This window comes from Mycobacterium sp. pUA109 (assembly GCF_041287095.1).
Taxonomy (GTDB): domain Bacteria; phylum Actinomycetota; class Actinomycetes; order Mycobacteriales; family Mycobacteriaceae; genus Mycobacterium.
In genome coordinates, this window is the sequence record NZ_JBGGKS010000001.1 from 168518 (window position 1) to 184071 (window position 15554).

The 15554-nt window shown below is 68.1% G+C and carries 17 protein-coding genes and 1 pseudogene; 11 read left to right on the forward strand and 7 right to left on the reverse strand.

The annotated features are described in order from the left end of the window. Position 1: 1 nt before the first annotated feature. Entirely contained in the window at positions 2 to 1375 is a 1374-nt protein-coding gene (locus ACAG26_RS00860) for an amidase (RefSeq protein ID WP_370478187.1), read from the forward strand. A 78-nt stretch (positions 1376 to 1453) separates the two neighbouring features. Here ACAG26_RS00860 and ACAG26_RS00865 read toward each other — a convergent pair whose 3' ends face one another. Continuing rightward, positions 1454 to 1945, reverse strand: coding sequence for a DUF3830 family protein (locus ACAG26_RS00865; protein WP_370478189.1), 492 nt, complete (start codon positions 1943 to 1945; stop codon positions 1454 to 1456). A 205-nt stretch (positions 1946 to 2150) separates the two neighbouring features. On the opposite strand from ACAG26_RS00865, the gene ACAG26_RS00870 reads away from it, so the two are divergent. The 3 genes from ACAG26_RS00870 to ACAG26_RS00880 all read left to right on the forward strand — a co-directional run bounded on the left by ACAG26_RS00870 (position 2151) and on the right by ACAG26_RS00880 (position 3857). Further along, positions 2151 to 2768 carry an Mce protein gene (locus ACAG26_RS00870; protein ID WP_370478191.1) on the forward strand — a complete coding sequence of 206 codons (618 nt, stop codon included), beginning with the start codon at positions 2151 to 2153 and terminating at the stop codon, positions 2766 to 2768. Continuing rightward, positions 2765 to 3160 (forward strand): transglycosylase family protein, encoded by a 396-nt coding sequence (locus ACAG26_RS00875; protein WP_370478194.1) that lies wholly within the window; start codon positions 2765 to 2767, stop codon positions 3158 to 3160. Before ACAG26_RS00870 ends, ACAG26_RS00875 begins: the two co-directional genes overlap by 4 nt. 145 nt (positions 3161 to 3305) lie before the next feature. Continuing rightward, positions 3306 to 3857 (forward strand): LGFP repeat-containing protein, encoded by a 552-nt coding sequence (locus tag ACAG26_RS00880; RefSeq protein ID WP_370478196.1) that lies wholly within the window; start codon positions 3306 to 3308, stop codon positions 3855 to 3857. A 97-nt stretch (positions 3858 to 3954) separates the two neighbouring features. Here ACAG26_RS00880 and ACAG26_RS00885 read toward each other — a convergent pair whose 3' ends face one another. From ACAG26_RS00885 to ACAG26_RS00895, 3 genes are read right to left on the reverse strand one after another with little or no spacing between them, the layout of a single operon-like run. After that, positions 3955 to 5043 carry an adenosine deaminase gene (locus ACAG26_RS00885; protein WP_370478199.1) on the reverse strand — a complete coding sequence of 363 codons (1089 nt, stop codon included), beginning with the start codon at positions 5041 to 5043 and terminating at the stop codon, positions 3955 to 3957. Continuing rightward, positions 5040 to 6335 (reverse strand): thymidine phosphorylase, encoded by a 1296-nt coding sequence (locus ACAG26_RS00890; RefSeq protein ID WP_370478201.1) that lies wholly within the window; start codon positions 6333 to 6335, stop codon positions 5040 to 5042. Before ACAG26_RS00890 ends, ACAG26_RS00885 begins: the two co-directional genes overlap by 4 nt. Beyond that, positions 6332 to 6736: a cytidine deaminase gene (locus tag ACAG26_RS00895; protein ID WP_370478204.1), complete on the reverse strand. Its 405-nt coding sequence runs from the start codon at positions 6734 to 6736 to the stop codon at positions 6332 to 6334. The genes ACAG26_RS00890 and ACAG26_RS00895 overlap by 4 nt, the downstream gene beginning before the upstream one ends. A 280-nt stretch (positions 6737 to 7016) precedes the next feature. On the opposite strand from ACAG26_RS00895, the gene sdhC reads away from it, so the two are divergent. Genes sdhC through ACAG26_RS00915 form a run of 4 tightly spaced genes read left to right on the forward strand, consistent with a single transcriptional unit; the run spans position 7017 to position 10390 of the window. Further along, a complete protein-coding gene (gene sdhC / locus ACAG26_RS00900; protein WP_370478796.1) occupies positions 7017 to 7355 on the forward strand; it encodes a succinate dehydrogenase, cytochrome b556 subunit in 339 nt (112 codons plus the stop codon). Continuing rightward, positions 7352 to 7819 (forward strand): succinate dehydrogenase hydrophobic membrane anchor subunit, encoded by a 468-nt coding sequence (locus tag ACAG26_RS00905; RefSeq protein ID WP_370478206.1) that lies wholly within the window; start codon positions 7352 to 7354, stop codon positions 7817 to 7819. The genes sdhC and ACAG26_RS00905 overlap by 4 nt, the downstream gene beginning before the upstream one ends. A 34-nt stretch (positions 7820 to 7853) precedes the next feature. Further along, on the forward strand, positions 7854 to 9608 hold the full coding sequence (gene sdhA, locus ACAG26_RS00910) for a succinate dehydrogenase flavoprotein subunit (RefSeq protein ID WP_370478209.1): 1755 nt from the start codon (positions 7854 to 7856) through the stop codon (positions 9606 to 9608). Then, a complete protein-coding gene (locus ACAG26_RS00915; RefSeq protein ID WP_370478212.1) occupies positions 9608 to 10390 on the forward strand; it encodes a succinate dehydrogenase iron-sulfur subunit in 783 nt (260 codons plus the stop codon). Before sdhA ends, ACAG26_RS00915 begins: the two co-directional genes overlap by 1 nt. A gap of 118 nt (positions 10391 to 10508) precedes the next feature. Here ACAG26_RS00915 and ACAG26_RS00920 read toward each other — a convergent pair whose 3' ends face one another. Then, on the reverse strand, positions 10509 to 11078 hold the full coding sequence (locus tag ACAG26_RS00920) for a YbhB/YbcL family Raf kinase inhibitor-like protein (RefSeq protein WP_370478216.1): 570 nt from the start codon (positions 11076 to 11078) through the stop codon (positions 10509 to 10511). A 40-nt stretch (positions 11079 to 11118) separates the two neighbouring features. On the opposite strand from ACAG26_RS00920, the pseudogene ACAG26_RS00925 reads away from it, so the two are divergent. Then, positions 11119 to 11730 (forward strand): annotated as a pseudogene (locus tag ACAG26_RS00925) (carboxymuconolactone decarboxylase family protein); the annotation flags it as partial. A gap of 19 nt (positions 11731 to 11749) precedes the next feature. Here the strand turns inward: ACAG26_RS00925 and ACAG26_RS00930 are convergent. Continuing rightward, positions 11750 to 12232: a PPOX class F420-dependent oxidoreductase gene (locus ACAG26_RS00930; protein WP_370478219.1), complete on the reverse strand. Its 483-nt coding sequence runs from the start codon at positions 12230 to 12232 to the stop codon at positions 11750 to 11752. A 184-nt stretch (positions 12233 to 12416) separates the two neighbouring features. Between ACAG26_RS00930 and ACAG26_RS00935 the strand changes: the two genes are divergently transcribed. Beyond that, positions 12417 to 13208: a 3-oxo-5-alpha-steroid 4-dehydrogenase gene (locus ACAG26_RS00935; RefSeq protein WP_370478224.1), complete on the forward strand. Its 792-nt coding sequence runs from the start codon at positions 12417 to 12419 to the stop codon at positions 13206 to 13208. Here the strand turns inward: ACAG26_RS00935 and ACAG26_RS00940 are convergent. Continuing rightward, the gene (locus tag ACAG26_RS00940) at positions 13196 to 14104 is read right to left on the reverse strand and encodes a sigma-70 family RNA polymerase sigma factor (protein WP_370478226.1); all 909 of its coding nucleotides are present in this window, start codon (positions 14102 to 14104) and stop codon (positions 13196 to 13198) included. The two genes, ACAG26_RS00935 and ACAG26_RS00940, sit on opposite strands and share 13 nt — an antisense overlap. A gap of 66 nt (positions 14105 to 14170) precedes the next feature. Between ACAG26_RS00940 and ACAG26_RS00945 the strand changes: the two genes are divergently transcribed. Next, complete coding sequence (locus tag ACAG26_RS00945) at positions 14171 to 15538, forward strand: aspartate aminotransferase family protein (RefSeq protein WP_370478229.1); 1368 nt, start codon at positions 14171 to 14173, stop codon at positions 15536 to 15538. Positions 15539 to 15554 lie beyond the last annotated feature (16 nt).

Genomic DNA, 15554 nt, shown 5'->3' on the forward strand with positions numbered 1-15554 from the left:
TATGACTGAACCCACTGATCTGACGGCGCTGCAGTTGATCGCCGCCTATACCTCCGGGGAGCTGTCCCCGGTCGAGGCAACCGCGGCCGCGCTTTCCGTGATCGCCGAACGCGACGGCGAGCTCAACGCCTTCTGCCTGGTCGACGAGGAGGCCGCGCTGGCGCAGGCGCGCAAGTCGGAGGCCCGCTGGGCCGGCAACTACACCAAAGGCCTGCTCGACGGTGTGCCGATCGCGATCAAAGACGTGTTCCGCACCGCCGGCTGGCCGACGCTGCGCGGCTCCCGCCTGACCGATCCCGCCGGGCCGTGGCCCGACGACACCCCGGCGGTGGACCAGATCCGACGCGACGGGATGGTGATCATCGGCAAGACCACCACCCCGGAGTTGGCGTGGAAGGGCGTCACCGACAGTCCGCTGTGCGGGGTCACCCGCAACCCCGTCGATGCCAGCCGGACCTCGGGCGGCTCCTCGGGCGGCAGCGCGGCGGCGGTGGCCGCCGGGATGGCGCCGCTGTCGATCGGCACCGACGGCGGCGGCAGCATCCGGATTCCGGCGGCGTTTTGCGGCGTAGTCGGCTTCAAGCCCACCCACGGCCGGGTGCCGATGTATCCGATCAGCCCGTTCGGCCCGCTGGCCCACGCCGGGCCGATCAGCCGGACCGTCGAGGACACCGCCATGCTGATGGACATCATCGCGTTGCCGTCGCACCGCGACCCGACCTCGCTGCCGGCGACGTGGGCCACCTATCGCGGCGAAATCCACCGCGACGTCGTCGGATTGGATGTCGCCTACTCGCCGACGTTGGGCTACGCCGAGGTCGATCCGCAGATCGCGGCGGCGGCCGCCGCCGCGGTGCGCGCGCTGGCCGATGCGGGCCTGAACGTGGTGGAAGCCGACCCCGGGTTCGCCGACCCGGTCGATGCGTTCGAAACGCTGTGGGCCACCGGGGCCGCGGCCAGCCTGCGCAGCTACGGCGCGGCGGCGCGCGACCAGGTCGACCCCGGCCTGCTGGCCATGTGGGACCGCGGGCTGGCGGTGTCGGGGGTGGAGTATCTCGACGCCCGGCAGGTCTGCATCGAGTTGGGGTTGACCATGGGCGAGTTCCATGAAACGCACAACCTGCTGATCACCCCGACCACACCGATCCCGGCCTTTGCCGCCGGACACGATGTGCCGGTGGATTCCGGAATGCGGTGGTGGGCGCAGTGGACACCGTTCACCTACCCGTTCAACATGACCCAGCAGCCGGCGCTGTCCATCCCGATCGGCACCACGAGCGAGGGGCTGCCGATCGGATTGCAGATCGTCGGGCCGCGGCACAGCGACGATCTGGTGCTGGCGGTGGGCCGCTTCGCCGAGCAGGTGCTGGGCTAGCCAGCAGCTCGGCGAGTGGCACTCCCACGACGTCCAATCAGCGTGTCGCGTCGTGAGAGTGCCACTGGCGGATCGGGGTCAGGCGCGCGCGAAGGCCAACTGTTCGCCGACCGCGCCGGCCATCCACAGGTCGCTGCAGGCGGCGGCGATATCGTCCAAGCCGTCTTCGATGGTCGCGAATACGTTGCCCGGAACCCAGCCGATATCACCGTTGAGCAATAAGTTGTTGCGGCCGTAGAAGATCGCCAGGTCGGTGGCGCCTTGCGGTGAATGCGCTTCGGAGCCTTGCTCATAGCCGTAGGCGGGGTTGCCGATCTCGGCCGCCTCGAAGCCGAAGAAACACACATCGCCCGGAATCGGGGTGACCGTGCAGTTCTCCCGTCCGGGCGCGCCCAGCGGCGCCAACAGGGTGTACACCTCGTTGCGCGCGTACTTGCCGTGGTAGGCCTGCCCGGCGACCGGCAGCGCATCCCAGACCACCGCGCAGGTGCGTGGTGCGAGATCGTCGAGCAACCGTGCCCGACAGGACACCTTGCGTTTGGTGAGCGTGATCGAGATATACCGGGCCACGGCCTCCCCTCTCAGTTCAGCGACGGGGTATCGATTGTCGACAATTCCCAGCATAGTGCGGCCACCGCCGATTACCGTAGCTCGGCTGTTATGTGTTTGATGCCGTCCCGCTCTCGAAATCGCGAACGCCGTTGCGAGACCATGACTTACTGCACCCTTGGGTAAATGGTGTGCACCCGACCGGGCGAGTAGATGGGTAACGCGCATGGAACCTCTTCAGCAGGCCACATCGACGGGGGTCCTCGAACAAATCCGCGTCGACGACAACGAACTTGTCACGGAGTCCATCGAACCCGTCGACCCGCCATCGGACACCACCGCGAACTCCGGGCGACGGCACGTGCATCTGCACATCCCGCTGCGCTGGCTGGTCATTGGTGCGCTGGTTGCCGTTGTCGCCGGAGCGGGCGGCTGGCTGGGCTGGGTGGCCCTCGAACACCATCAACGCGATGTGGCCGCCACCCAGGCGCTGGACGCGGCCAAAAAGTATGCCCTGACGTTGTGCAACATCGATCCCAGCACCGTCGACAAGAACTTCACCGAGCTGTTCAACAGCTCGACCGAGGAGTTCAACGATGCGCACGCCGAACGCGCCGCCAAGCTGCGCCAGGTGCTGATCGACAAAAACGTTAGGGCCCACGGGAGTATCGCCCAGGCCATCGTCGAATCGGTCTCGTTAGACAGCGTCAAGGTGCTGCTGCTGATTGACCAGACGGTGACCAGCACGGATACCCCCAATCCGGCAGAAGAGCACACCCACATCAGGATGACGCTGGAAAAGGTGGATGGCCGGTGGTTGGCCAGCGACGTGAAGCTGCGATGAGGCCGGCCACCGGGGTCGCGGCGCTGTTCGCAGCGGTGTCGATCGCGCCGGCCAGCAGCATCGTGCATGCGTCGCCGGTGGACTGGAACGCCATCGCGCAGTGCGAATCCGGGGGGAACTGGTCGGCCAACACCGGCAACGGCGCCTACGGCGGCTTGCAGATCAAGGAGTCGACGTGGCTCGCCAACGGCGGTGTCGGAAATCCGGCGGAGGCTCCCCCGCAGGAGCAGATCCGGGTGGCGAACAACATCATGGCCAGTCAAGGACCTAAGGCCTGGCCGAAATGTGCGATGAGTACCGGTGCGGCCGTGCCGGGTTCGATCACGCACATTCTGGCTCAATTGGGCGACATTGCCGACGGGTCGTGTTTGAACCCGCTGAAGTGTTTCTGATCCCGATACCTGCAAATCACCAACGGAAAGCATATGTTCACTCGCCGCTCGAATTTGCTCGATACGTCGCCAGCGAGTCGCAATCCCGATACCATCACGCTGGGCTGCGTCGACTGCGTGGCCCGGTCCATTCGAGAGGAAAGCCATGCGTGACGTAACGAAACGAGCAGCGGCATTCTCCGCCGCGATTCTGGGCATTGCAGTCATCGGCACCGGTTGTCAGTCCGAGAAGGAAAAAGGCAGCGAGGCCACCAGCAGCAGCGCCACTTCATCGCTGTCGTCGTCGGTGGTCGCCGAGCCCAGCACCGCAAGCGAAAGCGCGGCGCCGAGCACCACCCAGATGGCCGGCAAGGACGGCAAGGAATACACCGTTTCCGGGCCGATCCTGGCGAAGTACGAATCCCTGGACCAGGCACACAAAGACGACCTCGGCGAACCGAAGGGCGAGCAGAAGGACACCCCCGACGGCGGCGTCTACCAGGAGTTCGAGGGCGGCGTGATCATCCACAAGACCCAGTCCTACGTGGTGTGGGGCGCGATCCGGGACAAGTGGAACGAGTTGGGCGGCTCCCAGGGTGAGCTGGGCTACCCGACCAGCGACGAGACCGACCTCCCCGACGGCGGCAAGCAGTCCACCTTCGACCACGGCACCATCACCTGGAAGCCGGGCGAAGAGGCGCAGGTCACCAAGAGCTGACCTAGTCGGCGCGAGCAGAAGCAAAAGCCCCCATTTCGGCGTCGAAATGGGGGCTTTTGCTGGGGCACCACCCGCACCGGGGACCGCTCGGCGCCCGTTAGCCGATCAGCACCGCGTACCGCGGCTTGATGACCTCGTCGATGATGGCCAGCCGCTCGTCGAACGGGATGAACGCCGACTTCATCGCATTGATGGTGAACCGCTCCAGATCACTCCACCCGTAGCCGAACGTCTCGGCCAGCAACAGCATCTCCTTGCTCATCGTGGTGTCGCTCATCAGCCGGTTGTCGGTGTTGACGGTCACCCGGAACCGGGACCGGGCGAGCAGGTCGAACGGGTGCTCGGCGATGCTGGCGACCGCGCCGGTCTGCACGTTGGAGCTCGGGCACATCTCGAACGGAATCCGCTTGTCCCGCAAGATCGCCGCCAACCGGCCCAACCGGACCCGGCCATCGGGATCCACGGCGATATCGTCGACGATCCGCACCCCGTGACCCAACCGGTCCGCCCCGCAAAACCCGATCGCCTCCTGAATGGACGGCAGCCCGAACGCCTCACCGGCGTGGATGGTGAAGCGGGCATTGTTGTTTCGCATGTATTCGAACGCGTCCAGGTGCCGGGTCGGCGGATAGCCGGCCTCGGCACCGGCGATATCGAAACCGACCACCCCCTTGTCCCGGAACCGGATCGCCAATTCGGCGATCTCCCGGGACAGCGCGGCGTGGCGCATCGCGGTGACCAGGCAGCGCACCGTGATCCGCTGGCCGGCGGCCGCGGCGGCCTTCTCGCCGTCGGCGAATCCGGCCAGCACGGCGTCGACGACGTCGTCGAAGGACAACCCGCCGTCGATGTGCAGTTCGGGCGCGAACCGCACCTCGGCGTACACCACCGAGTCGGCGGCCAGGTCTTCCACACACTCGCGGGCGACCCGGTGCAGCGCTTCGGGGGTCTGCATCACGGCCACCGTGTGGCTGAACGGCTCCAGGTAGCGCTCCAGCGAGCCGCTGTGCGAACGGGTACGAAACCAGGTCGCCAGGGTGGCGACGTCGGTGGCGGGCAGCTCCTCGTAGCCGATGTGCCCGGCGATCTCCAACACGGTGGCCGGGCGCAGCCCACCGTCGAGGTGATCATGCAGCAGGGCTTTGGGCGCCCGGCGGATGGTGTCGGCGGTCAGCGGTGTCGTCATGGCTCAATCCGATCGATGATCAGCGGTCGGGGCGGCGGTGCGGTGTCGCCGACGCGCCAGCCGCCGTGCAGGGCGGCCAGCGCCGGATCGAACCGCTCGGGGGTGTCGGTGTATAGGGTGAACAGCGGCTCGCCGGCGGCGACCGGCTCGCCGGGGCGGCGGTGGATGCGGATACCGGCACCGGGCTGGACCTTCTCACCCGGGCGGGAGCGGCCCGCGCCGAGCCGCCACACCGTCTGCCCTACCGCCATCGCGTCGATGTCTCCCATTGTGCCGCCCCGCGGCGCGGTCACCGTCTCCGAACAGGCACCGATCGGCAACGGAACCGCCAAGTCCCCGCCCTGCGCGGCGATCAGCGCCCGGAACCGGTCCATCGCGGTGCCGTCGGCCAACGTCTGCGCCGGGTCACGCCCGTCGATGCCGGCCAGGCTCAGCATCTCGGTGGCCAGCGCCACCGTCAGCTCCACCACGTCGGCGGGCCCGCCGCCGGCCAGCACCTCCAGCGCCTCGGCCACCTCCACGGCGTTGCCGGCGGTCGCCCCCAGCGGCGCGTTCATGTCGGTCAGCAGCGCCCGGGTCCGCACCCCGGCCGCCGCGCCCAGGGCCACCATGGTGCGCGCCAGTTCGGCGCCCTGCGCCGCCGACGCCATGAACGCCCCGGAACCGATCTTCACATCAAGGACCAGCGCGCCGGCCCCTTCGGCCAGCTTCTTGCTCATCACCGAGCTGGCGATCAGCGGCAGCGACTCCACGGTGGCGGTGACGTCACGCAACGCGTACAGCTTGGCGTCGGCCGGGGCCAGCTGCCCGGCGGCGAAGATCGCCGCGCCGACCTGCCGCAGCTGGTCGGCGACCTGCTGGTTGGACAGGGCGGCGGTGAACCCGGCGATGGAGTCCAGCTTGTCCAGGGTGCCGCCGGTGTGGCCCAGCCCGCGCCCGGAGGCCTGCGGCACCGCACCCCCGCAGGCGGCGATGACGGCCACCAGCGGCAGGGTGATCTTGTCGCCGACCCCGCCGGTGGAGTGCTTGTCCACCGTCACCAGCGGGGTGTCGCCGCGCCGCAGCCCGGAGAAGTCCAGCCGGGGACCGGAGGCCACCATCGCCGTCGTCCACCGCGCGGTCTCCCCCGCGTCCATTCCCCGCAGAAAGATCGCCATCAGCAGCGCCGACATCTGCTCGTCGGCGACGCGGCCGCGGGTGTAGGCGTCGATCACCCAGTCGATCGCGGCGTCGGAGAGCCGGCCCCCGTCGCGTTTGGTCCGGATCACCGTCGGCGCATCGAAGGGCGTCACGAGGTGCCCGGGGCGAGGTCGTCGGGACCGAACGCGTCGGGCAGTAGGTCGCCCAGCCGGCGCGGACCGGCCGGATGGTCGATCAACAGCTCCGGGCCGCCGTGCTCCCACAGCACCTGTCGGCACCGCCCGCACGGCATCAGCGTCGCGCCGGAGGCCTGCACGCACACCAGCGCGACCAGCCGGCCGCCCCCGGTGGCGTGCAGGGCACAGACCACACCGCACTCCGCGCAGAGACCTAGGCCATATGAGACATTTTCCACATTGCAGCCGGTCACCAGCCGACCGTCATCGGCCAGCGCGGCGGCGCCCACCCGGAACCGCGAATACGGCGCATAACCGCGGCCCGCCACTTCGATTGCCTTGTCGCGCAGCATGTTCCAGTCAATGGAGGCGGGCATGCTAGCGATGCCCGGCTTGGTCCGAATACATCCGAAATGCCCTTTTCGTCCGTCGACCACCGTCAAAGGTCACCCTAACTTTTCCGGTCTGGATGCGCTGATGACCGCGGAGTAACTTCGTTCGTCCCCACAATTGGGTCTAGAGTCCACCCGACGGTTCCCCATAGTGATCGCGTTGGAGGCGCTGATGACGACGGCGGCATCTGTAAATCCGCCCACGCCGGCACCGCGTGATGGACAGCGGCGAATACGGCGCACCCTGTACCGGGGCGACCCCGGCATGTGGGCCTGGGTGTTGCACCGCATCACCGGTGCGACGATCTTCGACTTCCTGTTCGTCCACGTGCTGGACACCGCGTTGGTGCGGGTCGGGCCGCAGGCCTACAACGAGGTCATCGCGACCTATAAGACCCCGATCGTCGGGCTCATGGAGCTCGGACTGGTGGCCGCGGTGCTGTTCCACGCGCTCAACGGGGTGCGGGTGATCCTGATCGACTTCTGGGCCCAGGGCCCCCGCTACCAGAAGCTGATGCTGTGGTCGATCATCGTGATCTGGCTGCTGGTCATCGTTCCGGCCACCGTGGTAATCGGCATTCACATGATGGAGCACTTCCGATGAGCGCCCCGGATCTACAACTCGGCCGCGGCCAGCTCGCCCCGGTCCGCCAGTACAGCCCGGACCGTCCCGCCAGCCTGGGCGATCCGCGGTCCCCGCACCGGCACGCCGGCATGCCCAACTTCGAGAAATACGCCTGGCTGTTCATGCGGTTCTCCGGCATCGTGCTGGTGTTCTTGGCGCTCGGGCACCTGTTCGTGATGCTGATGTGGGAAAACGGGGTCTACCGCATCGATTTCAACTATGTGGCGGAGCGCTGGCACTCGCCGTTCTGGCAGACCTGGGACCTGTTGTTGCTGTGGCTGGCGCAACTGCACGGTGGAAACGGGATGCGCACCATCATCGGCGACTACACCCGCAAAGACTCCACCAAGTTCTGGCTCAACACCCTGCTGGCGGTGTCGATGCTGTTCACGTTGATCCTGGGCACCTACGTGCTGCTGACCTTCGACGCGAACGTCTCGTGAAACAAGAAACTTCGAACATGCAGGTGATGACGCGGTGATTCAGCAACATCGATACGACGTGGTGATCGTCGGCGCCGGCGGCGCCGGGATGCGGGCCGCGGTGGAATCCGCGCCGCGCGCTCGTACTGCAGTGTTGACCAAGCTGTACCCGACGCGCAGCCACACCGGTGCCGCCCAAGGCGGCATGTGCGCGGCCCTAGCCAACGTCGAGGAAGACAACTGGGAGTGGCACACCTTCGACACCGTCAAGGGCGGCGACTACCTCGCCGACCAGGACGCGGTGGAGATCATGGCCAAGGAAGCCATCGACGCGGTGCTCGACCTGGAAAAGATGGGGATGCCGTTCAACCGCACCCCCGAGGGCCGCATCGACCAACGCCGGTTCGGCGGGCACACCCGCGACCACGGTAAAGCCCCGGTGCGCCGGGCCTGTTACGCCGCCGACCGCACCGGCCACATGATCCTGCAGACGCTGTACCAGAACTGCGTCAAACACAACGTCGAGTTCTTCAACGAGTTCTACGTGCTGGACCTGGTGCTCAGCGAAACCGCCAGCGGCCCAGTGGCGACCGGGGTGGTCGCCTATGAGCTCGCGACCGGTGAAATTCATGTCTTCCACGCCAAGGCCATCGTGTTCGCCACCGGCGGCTCGGGCCGGATGTACAAGACCACCTCCAACGCGCACACCCTGACCGGCGACGGCATGGGCGTGGTGTTCCGCAACGGACTTCCGTTGGAGGACATGGAATTTCACCAATTCCACCCGACCGGCCTGGCCGGCCTGGGCATCTTGATCTCCGAGGCGGTGCGCGGCGAGGGCGGCCGGCTGCTCAACGGCGAGGGTGAGCGCTTCATGGAGCGCTACGCCCCGACGATCGTCGACCTGGCACCCCGCGACATCGTCGCCCGCTCCATGGTGCTCGAGGTGCTGGAGGGTCGCGGCGCCGGCCCCAACAAGGACTACGTCTACATCGACGTGCGGCACCTCGGTGAGGATGTGCTGGAAGCCAAGCTGCCCGACATCACCGAGTTCGCCCGCACCTACCTGGGTGTGGACCCGGTCAAGGAACTGGTGCCGGTGTACCCCACCTGCCACTACGCGATGGGCGGGATCCCCACCACCATCACCGGGCAGGTGCTGCGCGACAACACCAACACCGTGCCGGGGCTGTACGCGGCCGGGGAATGCGCGTGCGTGTCGGTGCACGGCGCCAACCGGTTGGGCACCAACTCGCTGCTGGACATCAACGTGTTCGGCCGCCGGGCCGGGATCGCCGCCGCGAACTACGCGCTGGGCCACGACTTCGTCGACATGCCGGAGAACCCGGCCGGCATGGTGGTCGGCTGGGTCGCGGACATTTTGTCCGAGCACGGCAACGAGCGCGTCGCCGACATCCGCGGCACGCTGCAGCAGTCGATGGACAACAACGCCGCGGTGTTCCGCACCGAGGAGACGTTGAAGCAGGCGCTGACCGACATCCACGCCCTGAAGGAACGGTATTCCCGAATCACCGTGCACGACAAGGGAAAGCGCTTCAACTCCGACCTGCTGGAGGCCATCGAGCTGGGCTTCTTGCTGGAGCTGGCCGAGGTGACGGTGGTCGGCGCGCTGAATCGCAAGGAATCCCGCGGTGGGCATGCCCGCGAGGACTACCCCAACCGCGACGACGTCAACTACATGCGCCACACCATGGCCTACAAGGAGGGCAGCGAGCTGCTGTCCGACATCCGGCTGGATTTCAAGCCGGTGGTGCAGACCCGCTACGAGCCCAAGGAGCGGAAGTACTGATGACCAGCGTTATCGAGACCGCGGAAGTCGGAGACCCGCCGCTGCCACCGGTTCCCGACGGTGCGGTGATGGTCACCCTGAAGATCGCCCGGTTCAATCCGGAGAACCCCGACGCCGCCGGGTGGCAAAGCTTCCGGGTGCCGTGTCTGCCCAGCGACCGGCTGCTGAACCTGCTGATCTACGTCAAGAGCTACCTGGACGGCACGCTGACCTTCCGGCGGTCCTGTGCGCACGGGGTGTGCGGGTCGGACGCCATGCGGATCAACGGCAACAACCGGTTGGCCTGCAAGGTGCTGATGCGCGACCTGCTGCCGAAGAAGGCCAGCCAGGAGCTGACCATCACCATCGAGCCGATCCGCGGGCTGCCGGTGGAAAAAGACCTGGTGGTCGACATGGAGCCGTTCTTCGACGCCTACCGGGCCATCAAGCCGTTCCTGATCACCAGCGGCAACCAGCCGACCCGCGAGCGCATCCAGAGCCAGACCGACCGGGCCCGCTTCGACGACACCACCAAGTGCATCCTGTGCGCCTGCTGCACCACCAGCTGCCCGGTGTACTGGAGCGAGGGCAGCTACTTCGGCCCGGCGGCGATCGTCAACGCGCACCGGTTCATCTTCGATTCCCGCGATGAGGGTGCGGCCGAACGCCTCGACATCCTCAACGAGGTCGACGGGGTGTGGCGCTGCCGCACCACGTTCAACTGCACCGAGGCCTGCCCGCGCGGCATCGAGGTCACCAAGGCGATCCAGGAGGTCAAGCGCGCGCTGATGTTCGCGCGCTAGCCCGTGCGCGCACGTTGCTCTCGCCGCGCACGTTGAGTTTGCACTGAGGGTCGTGGATTCTCGAAATCCACGACCCTGGCGGCAATTTCAGCGGCACAGCGGCGGCACAGTGGGCGCCTCAAGCGCCGAACAGGCCGACCGTGCGGGCCTGGCCGAGGGCCGCGTCCGCGATCGTGCGGGCGGCCTCGGGTGCCGGCGTCGTCGGCGCGACCGTCACCGGTGTGCCCAGCGCGTACAGCTGGAAGCGGTAGTGGTGCACGCCGGTGCCGGCCGGGGGGCACGGGCCGAAATACTCCGCCTTGCCCGCCGAGTTCTGGCTGACCGTCGCGCCCTGCGGCAGCGGGCCGTCACCGATCTCGGTGCTGGCCGGCGGGATGCCGGTGACCACCCAGTGGATGTAGAGCCCGGCCGGGGCGTCCGGGTCGTCGACCACCAGCGCCAGCGCCTGGGTGCCGGTCGGGACGTGCTCCCAGCGCAGCGGCGGCGGCACGTTGCGGCCCTTACAGGAGTACTCGGCCGGGATCGGGGTGTTGTCGGCGAATGCGGGGCTGGTGAGGGCGAACCCGCCCGGCGTGGTGGTCATCGCGGCGCCGGTGCTGCGCGACGCGGGCGTGGCGTGCGGTTTCCCGCTGCCGCCGCATCCAGGGAGCGCGAGCAGCAGCGCCAGCGCGATCAGCGCCCGTCTCATGGGCGTGTGTATACCGCTGATCGGTCGCGGCGTAAAGGGGGCGTCACATTTTGGCGGGCCGTCTCGTCTCACGGGTATGACACCGAAAACCCGCATCGAGCCCCTGCCCCCCAAGCGCGCCACCTGGTTGACCCGCGCCATGTACCGCTACGCCAAGCGGCGCTTCGGCGAGGTCCCCGAGCCGTTCACCGTCGCCGCGCATCACCCCCGGCTGCTGGTCGCCAACGCCGTGCACGAGATGCTGCTGCAGCGCGGGTCGCGCACGCTGCCGGCCAGCGTGCGCGAACTGGCGGTGTTTTGGACCGCCCGCACCATCGGCTGCTCGTGGTGTGTGGACTTCGGGTCCATGCTGCAACGCCTCGACGGCCTGGACATCGACCGGCTCAAGGAGATCGACAACTACGCCACGTCCCCGGCGTTCAGCGACGACGAACGCGCCGCCATCGGCTACGCCGACGCGGTGACCACCGACCCGCACAACGTCACCGACGAACAGGTGGCCGACCTGCGGGCCCGGTTCGGCGACGCCGGCGTGATCGAGCTGACCTACCAGGTCGGGGTGGAGAACATGCGGGCCCGGATGTATTCGGCATTGGGCATCACCGAGCAGGGTTTCAGCTCCGGGGACGCCTGCCGGGTGCCGTGGGCCTAACGCGTGTCGCCGCCGATGGCTAAGGAGCCGGCGTGATCTCGATATAGGCCATCGGCATGCCGAATGCGCCGGCGCTCTTATCGAAGCTGCGCTCCAACAGCGTCATCGGCAGGCTCCAGTTCGCGGCGATCACCTGGTGGGCGTGGGCGTGCTCGGACTCGGGCAGGATCCGGGCCACCCCGGCGACCGGTTCACCGGTCGGCTTTCCCCGAAGACTGCTCGGCACCACCACCACCCGCGGGTTGTTGCGGATCCGCTTGACCTTCCCGGTGGAGGGGTCGGTGCGGACGTAGATCTTCCCGTCGGCCACCCCGTGGTTGATCGGGCTGGGCATCGGCTCACCGGAGCGCTTGAACGTCACCAGCACGATCTGGCGGGCCTTGTCGAATCCGGTGAAGTCGGTGCCGCTGGGGGCGCCGATGTCGAAGGCGGCGCGGTGGCGCATCTTGTCCATCCCGCGGTTCATCAGCGCGGTCATCTTCTGGGCGGCGGTACCTGCCATGCGCACTCTCCCCTCCGGGCTGGGCTGCTGTCCGCTAGCCTATCGGCGCCGGGATGGTCGCCGCGGTGGTTCGGCGCGCCGAAACGCGTTTGATCCGATCCCCTTCGCCCGGAGGCCGCGGGGACGAACGGCTGACCGTGGTGCCGGTGGCGCGGCCCGAGGCCCCGACAGCGGAAGGCGTGATATGCACTGGTACACCGGCAACACCGTCTACGACACCGTGCTGACCGCGGCCTTCGCGTTCGCCGCATTCGTGATCGTCGGCGGCCTGTTCGCGCAAAGCTCTTACGGCCGGTTCTCGTCGACGAAACTCGGGCTGAACTTGAACCCGAAACTCGGCTGGTGGCTGATGGAAATGCCGGCCACCGTGGTGTTCTTGATCTGCTACCTGAGCGGGCCGGACCGCTGGCGGCCGGCGTCGCTGGTGCTGGCCGCGATCTGGGCGCTGCACTACGCCAACCGCGGCTGGTTCTTCCCGCTCGCGATCCGCCAAGTGCCCGGCAAGCGCAGCACCTTCAACGTCTCGGTGGTCGCGATGGGCATGCTCGTCACGTGCATGCACGGCTACCTCAACGGAACCCTGTTCAGCCACAACTACTTCGGGCAGTACACCACCGGCTGGCTGACCGACCCGCGGTTCCTGGCAGGCCTGGCGGTCTACCTGTGCGGGTTCGTCCTGCTGGTCAACTCCGAGTCGATCGTGCGCAACCTGCGCGACAAGGACAACCCGGGCGCCACCGAGTACCGCATCCCGTTCGGCGGCGGCTTCCGGTTCGTCACCAGTCCGGCCTACCTGGGCGAGCTGATCGCCTGGTCCGGCTTCGCGATCCTGACCTGGGCGCTGCCCGGCGTGGTCATCCTGCTGATCACCGCCGGCAACCTGATTCCGCGGGCGGTGAGCACCCATCGCTGGTACCAGGAGAAGTTCCCCGACTATCCCACCGACCGCAAGGCGTTGATCCCCTACATCTGGTGACGCAGCGGTGAACCGGTGAACTTGTCCGGGTTGGCGACATCCCAGACCGCGCAGACCTTTCCGTCGCGCACCGTCATCGCGGTGACCCGCGGCAGCATCGGCTGGTAGCCCGCCCCGCCGGGCGCGCCCGGTGTGTAGGCCCCCAGTTCGCCGTTGATCAGCGCCAACTGATTCGACGTGACCATCGCCGGCCCGTAGCGTTTCGCCAGCCCGAACAGGAACCGGGCCACCTTGTCCGGCCCGCGAATGACCTGCGCCGCCGTCGGCGCGCGGCGGTTGGAGTCCCCGGTGAACGTCACGTCGGGATGCAGCAGCGCCACCACCTGAGCCATGTCCCCGGCGGCCATCGCGGCCATCAGCTTGCCGACCACCTCGGCGTGCGCGGGATCCGGCGCCGGCGGCGGATCGGCGGCCACCGCGCGACGGGCCCGGGACGCCAGTTGCCGGGCGGCGGCCGCGGTGGTGCCCAGCACCTCGGCCACTTCGGCGAACGGCACCGCGAACCCGTCGTGCAGCACGAACGCCACCCGCTGATCGGGGGAAAGCCGCTCGAGCACCACCATCGCGGCGAACCGGGCATCCTCGCCGGCCACCACCGCCGCCAGCGGGTCGGCGCCGTCGAAGCCGGTCACCACCGGTTCCGGAAGCCATTGGCCCACATAGGTTTCGCGGCGGTGCGCGGCCGAGCGCAACCGGTCCAACCCGAGCCGGCTCACCACCGTGGTCAACCAGGCCCGCAGATCCGCGATCTGATCGCGCTCGGCGGCCGCCCACCGCAGCCAGGCGTCTTGCACGATGTCCTCGGCGTCGGCGAACGTCCCGGTCAGCCGGTAGGCCACCGCCAGCAGATGCGGGCGCAGACCCTCGAAGTCGTCCACACCGGTGCTGGTGGCCATAGAAGTCAGCGTAGGGCCGCGACGCTGCTAACGCGGCCCGGATAGCGGGCGTTACGCTCGGCGGCGATGACCGAGACGACGCCCTCCGCTTTGTCGGCCAAGGCCGATCGTCACCTGTGGGGCCACTTCGCCCGGCACGGCGCGGGCATCACCGCGCCGATCATCACCCGCGGTGACGGCGTCACCATCTGGGACGACCGAGGGAAAAGTTACCTGGACGGGCTGTCCGGACTGTTCACCGTGCAGGTGGGCCATGGCCGCGACGAGCTCGCCGCCGCGGCCGCCGCGCAGGCCCGCACCCTGGCCTACTTCCCGCTGTGGTCGTATGCCACCCCGACCGCGATCGAGTTGGCCGAACGACTGGCCCACTACGCGCCGGGCGAGCTGAACCGGGTGTTTTTCACCACCGGCGGCGGCGAGGCCGTCGAAACGGCGTGGAAACTGGCCAAACAGTACTTCAAGTTGACCGGCAAACCCGGCAAACACAAGGTGATCTCGCGGGCGGTCGCCTACCACGGCACCCCGCAGGGCGCGCTGGCGATCACCGGCGTACCGGCCTACAAGGCCCCGTTCGAACCGCTGACCCCCGGCGGCTTCCGGGTGCCCAACACCGACCTCTACCGCGCCCCGGAGCCGTTGCGCAGCGACGCCAAGGCGTTCGGCGCCTGGGCCGCCGACCGGATCGCCGAGGCGATCGAATTCGAGGGACCCGACACGGTGGCCGCGGTGTTCTTGGAGCCGGTGCAAAACGCCGGCGGCTGCATCCCGCCGCCGCCGGGGTATTTCGACCGGGTCCGCGAGATCTGCGATGCCTACGACGTGCTGCTGGTCTCCGACGAGGTGATCTGCGCGTTCGGCCGGATCGGATCGATGTTCGCCTGCCGCGACTTCGGCTACGTCCCGGACATCATCACCTGCGCCAAGGGCATGACATCGGGGTATTCACCGATCGGCGCGATGATCGCCAGCGACCGGCTGTTCGAGCCGTTTGCTGACGGGACGACGATGTTCCCGCACGGCTACACCTTCGGTGGCCATCCGGTGTCGGCGGCGGTGGCGCTGGCCAACCTGGACATCTTTGAGCGCGAAGGCCTCAACGACCGCGTCGCCCAGTACGCGCCGCAGCTCCGGACGACGCTGGAGCGGCTTTATGACCTGCCCATCGTCGGCGACATCCGCGGCGCGGGCTACTTCTACGCGGTCGAACTGGTCAAGGATCAGCCGACCCGGGAGACCTTCGACGCCGCCGAACGCGCCCGCCTGCTGCCGGCCGTCTCGGCGGCGCTGTATGAAGCCGGGTTGTATTGCCGCGCCGATGACCGCGGCGCCCCGGTGATCGTGCTGGCACCGCCGCTGATCAGCGGCCCCACCGAGTTCGACGCGATCGAGGCCATCTTGCGCGGCGTGCTCGCGGAGGCCTCGGCGCGGCTCTAGGGTCCGCCATCGGTAC

Bases quoted from the DNA above. Each gene is read 5' to 3' on its own strand.
- ACAG26_RS00915 (WP_370478212.1), top strand. From the start codon at position 9,608: ATGACCAGCGTTATCGAGACCGCGGAAGTCGGAGACCCGCCGCTGCCA.
- ACAG26_RS00885 (WP_370478199.1), bottom strand. From the start codon at position 5,043: ATGACGACACCGCTGACCGCCGACACCATCCGCCGGGCGCCCAAAGCC.
- ACAG26_RS00880 (WP_370478196.1), top strand. From the start codon at position 3,306: ATGCGTGACGTAACGAAACGAGCAGCGGCATTCTCCGCCGCGATTCTG.
- ACAG26_RS00870 (WP_370478191.1), top strand. From the start codon at position 2,151: ATGGAACCTCTTCAGCAGGCCACATCGACGGGGGTCCTCGAACAAATC.
- ACAG26_RS00875 (WP_370478194.1), top strand. From the start codon at position 2,765: ATGAGGCCGGCCACCGGGGTCGCGGCGCTGTTCGCAGCGGTGTCGATC.
- ACAG26_RS00860 (WP_370478187.1), top strand. From the start codon at position 2: ATGACTGAACCCACTGATCTGACGGCGCTGCAGTTGATCGCCGCCTAT.
- ACAG26_RS00905 (WP_370478206.1), top strand. From the start codon at position 7,352: ATGAGCGCCCCGGATCTACAACTCGGCCGCGGCCAGCTCGCCCCGGTC.
- ACAG26_RS00935 (WP_370478224.1), top strand. From the start codon at position 12,417: ATGCACTGGTACACCGGCAACACCGTCTACGACACCGTGCTGACCGCG.
- ACAG26_RS00920 (WP_370478216.1), bottom strand. From the start codon at position 11,078: ATGAGACGGGCGCTGATCGCGCTGGCGCTGCTGCTCGCGCTCCCTGGA.
- ACAG26_RS00895 (WP_370478204.1), bottom strand. From the start codon at position 6,736: ATGCCCGCCTCCATTGACTGGAACATGCTGCGCGACAAGGCAATCGAA.
- ACAG26_RS00940 (WP_370478226.1), bottom strand. From the start codon at position 14,104: ATGGCCACCAGCACCGGTGTGGACGACTTCGAGGGTCTGCGCCCGCAT.
- ACAG26_RS00945 (WP_370478229.1), top strand. From the start codon at position 14,171: ATGACCGAGACGACGCCCTCCGCTTTGTCGGCCAAGGCCGATCGTCAC.
- sdhC (WP_370478796.1), top strand. From the start codon at position 7,017: ATGTGGGCCTGGGTGTTGCACCGCATCACCGGTGCGACGATCTTCGAC.
- ACAG26_RS00930 (WP_370478219.1), bottom strand. From the start codon at position 12,232: ATGGCAGGTACCGCCGCCCAGAAGATGACCGCGCTGATGAACCGCGGG.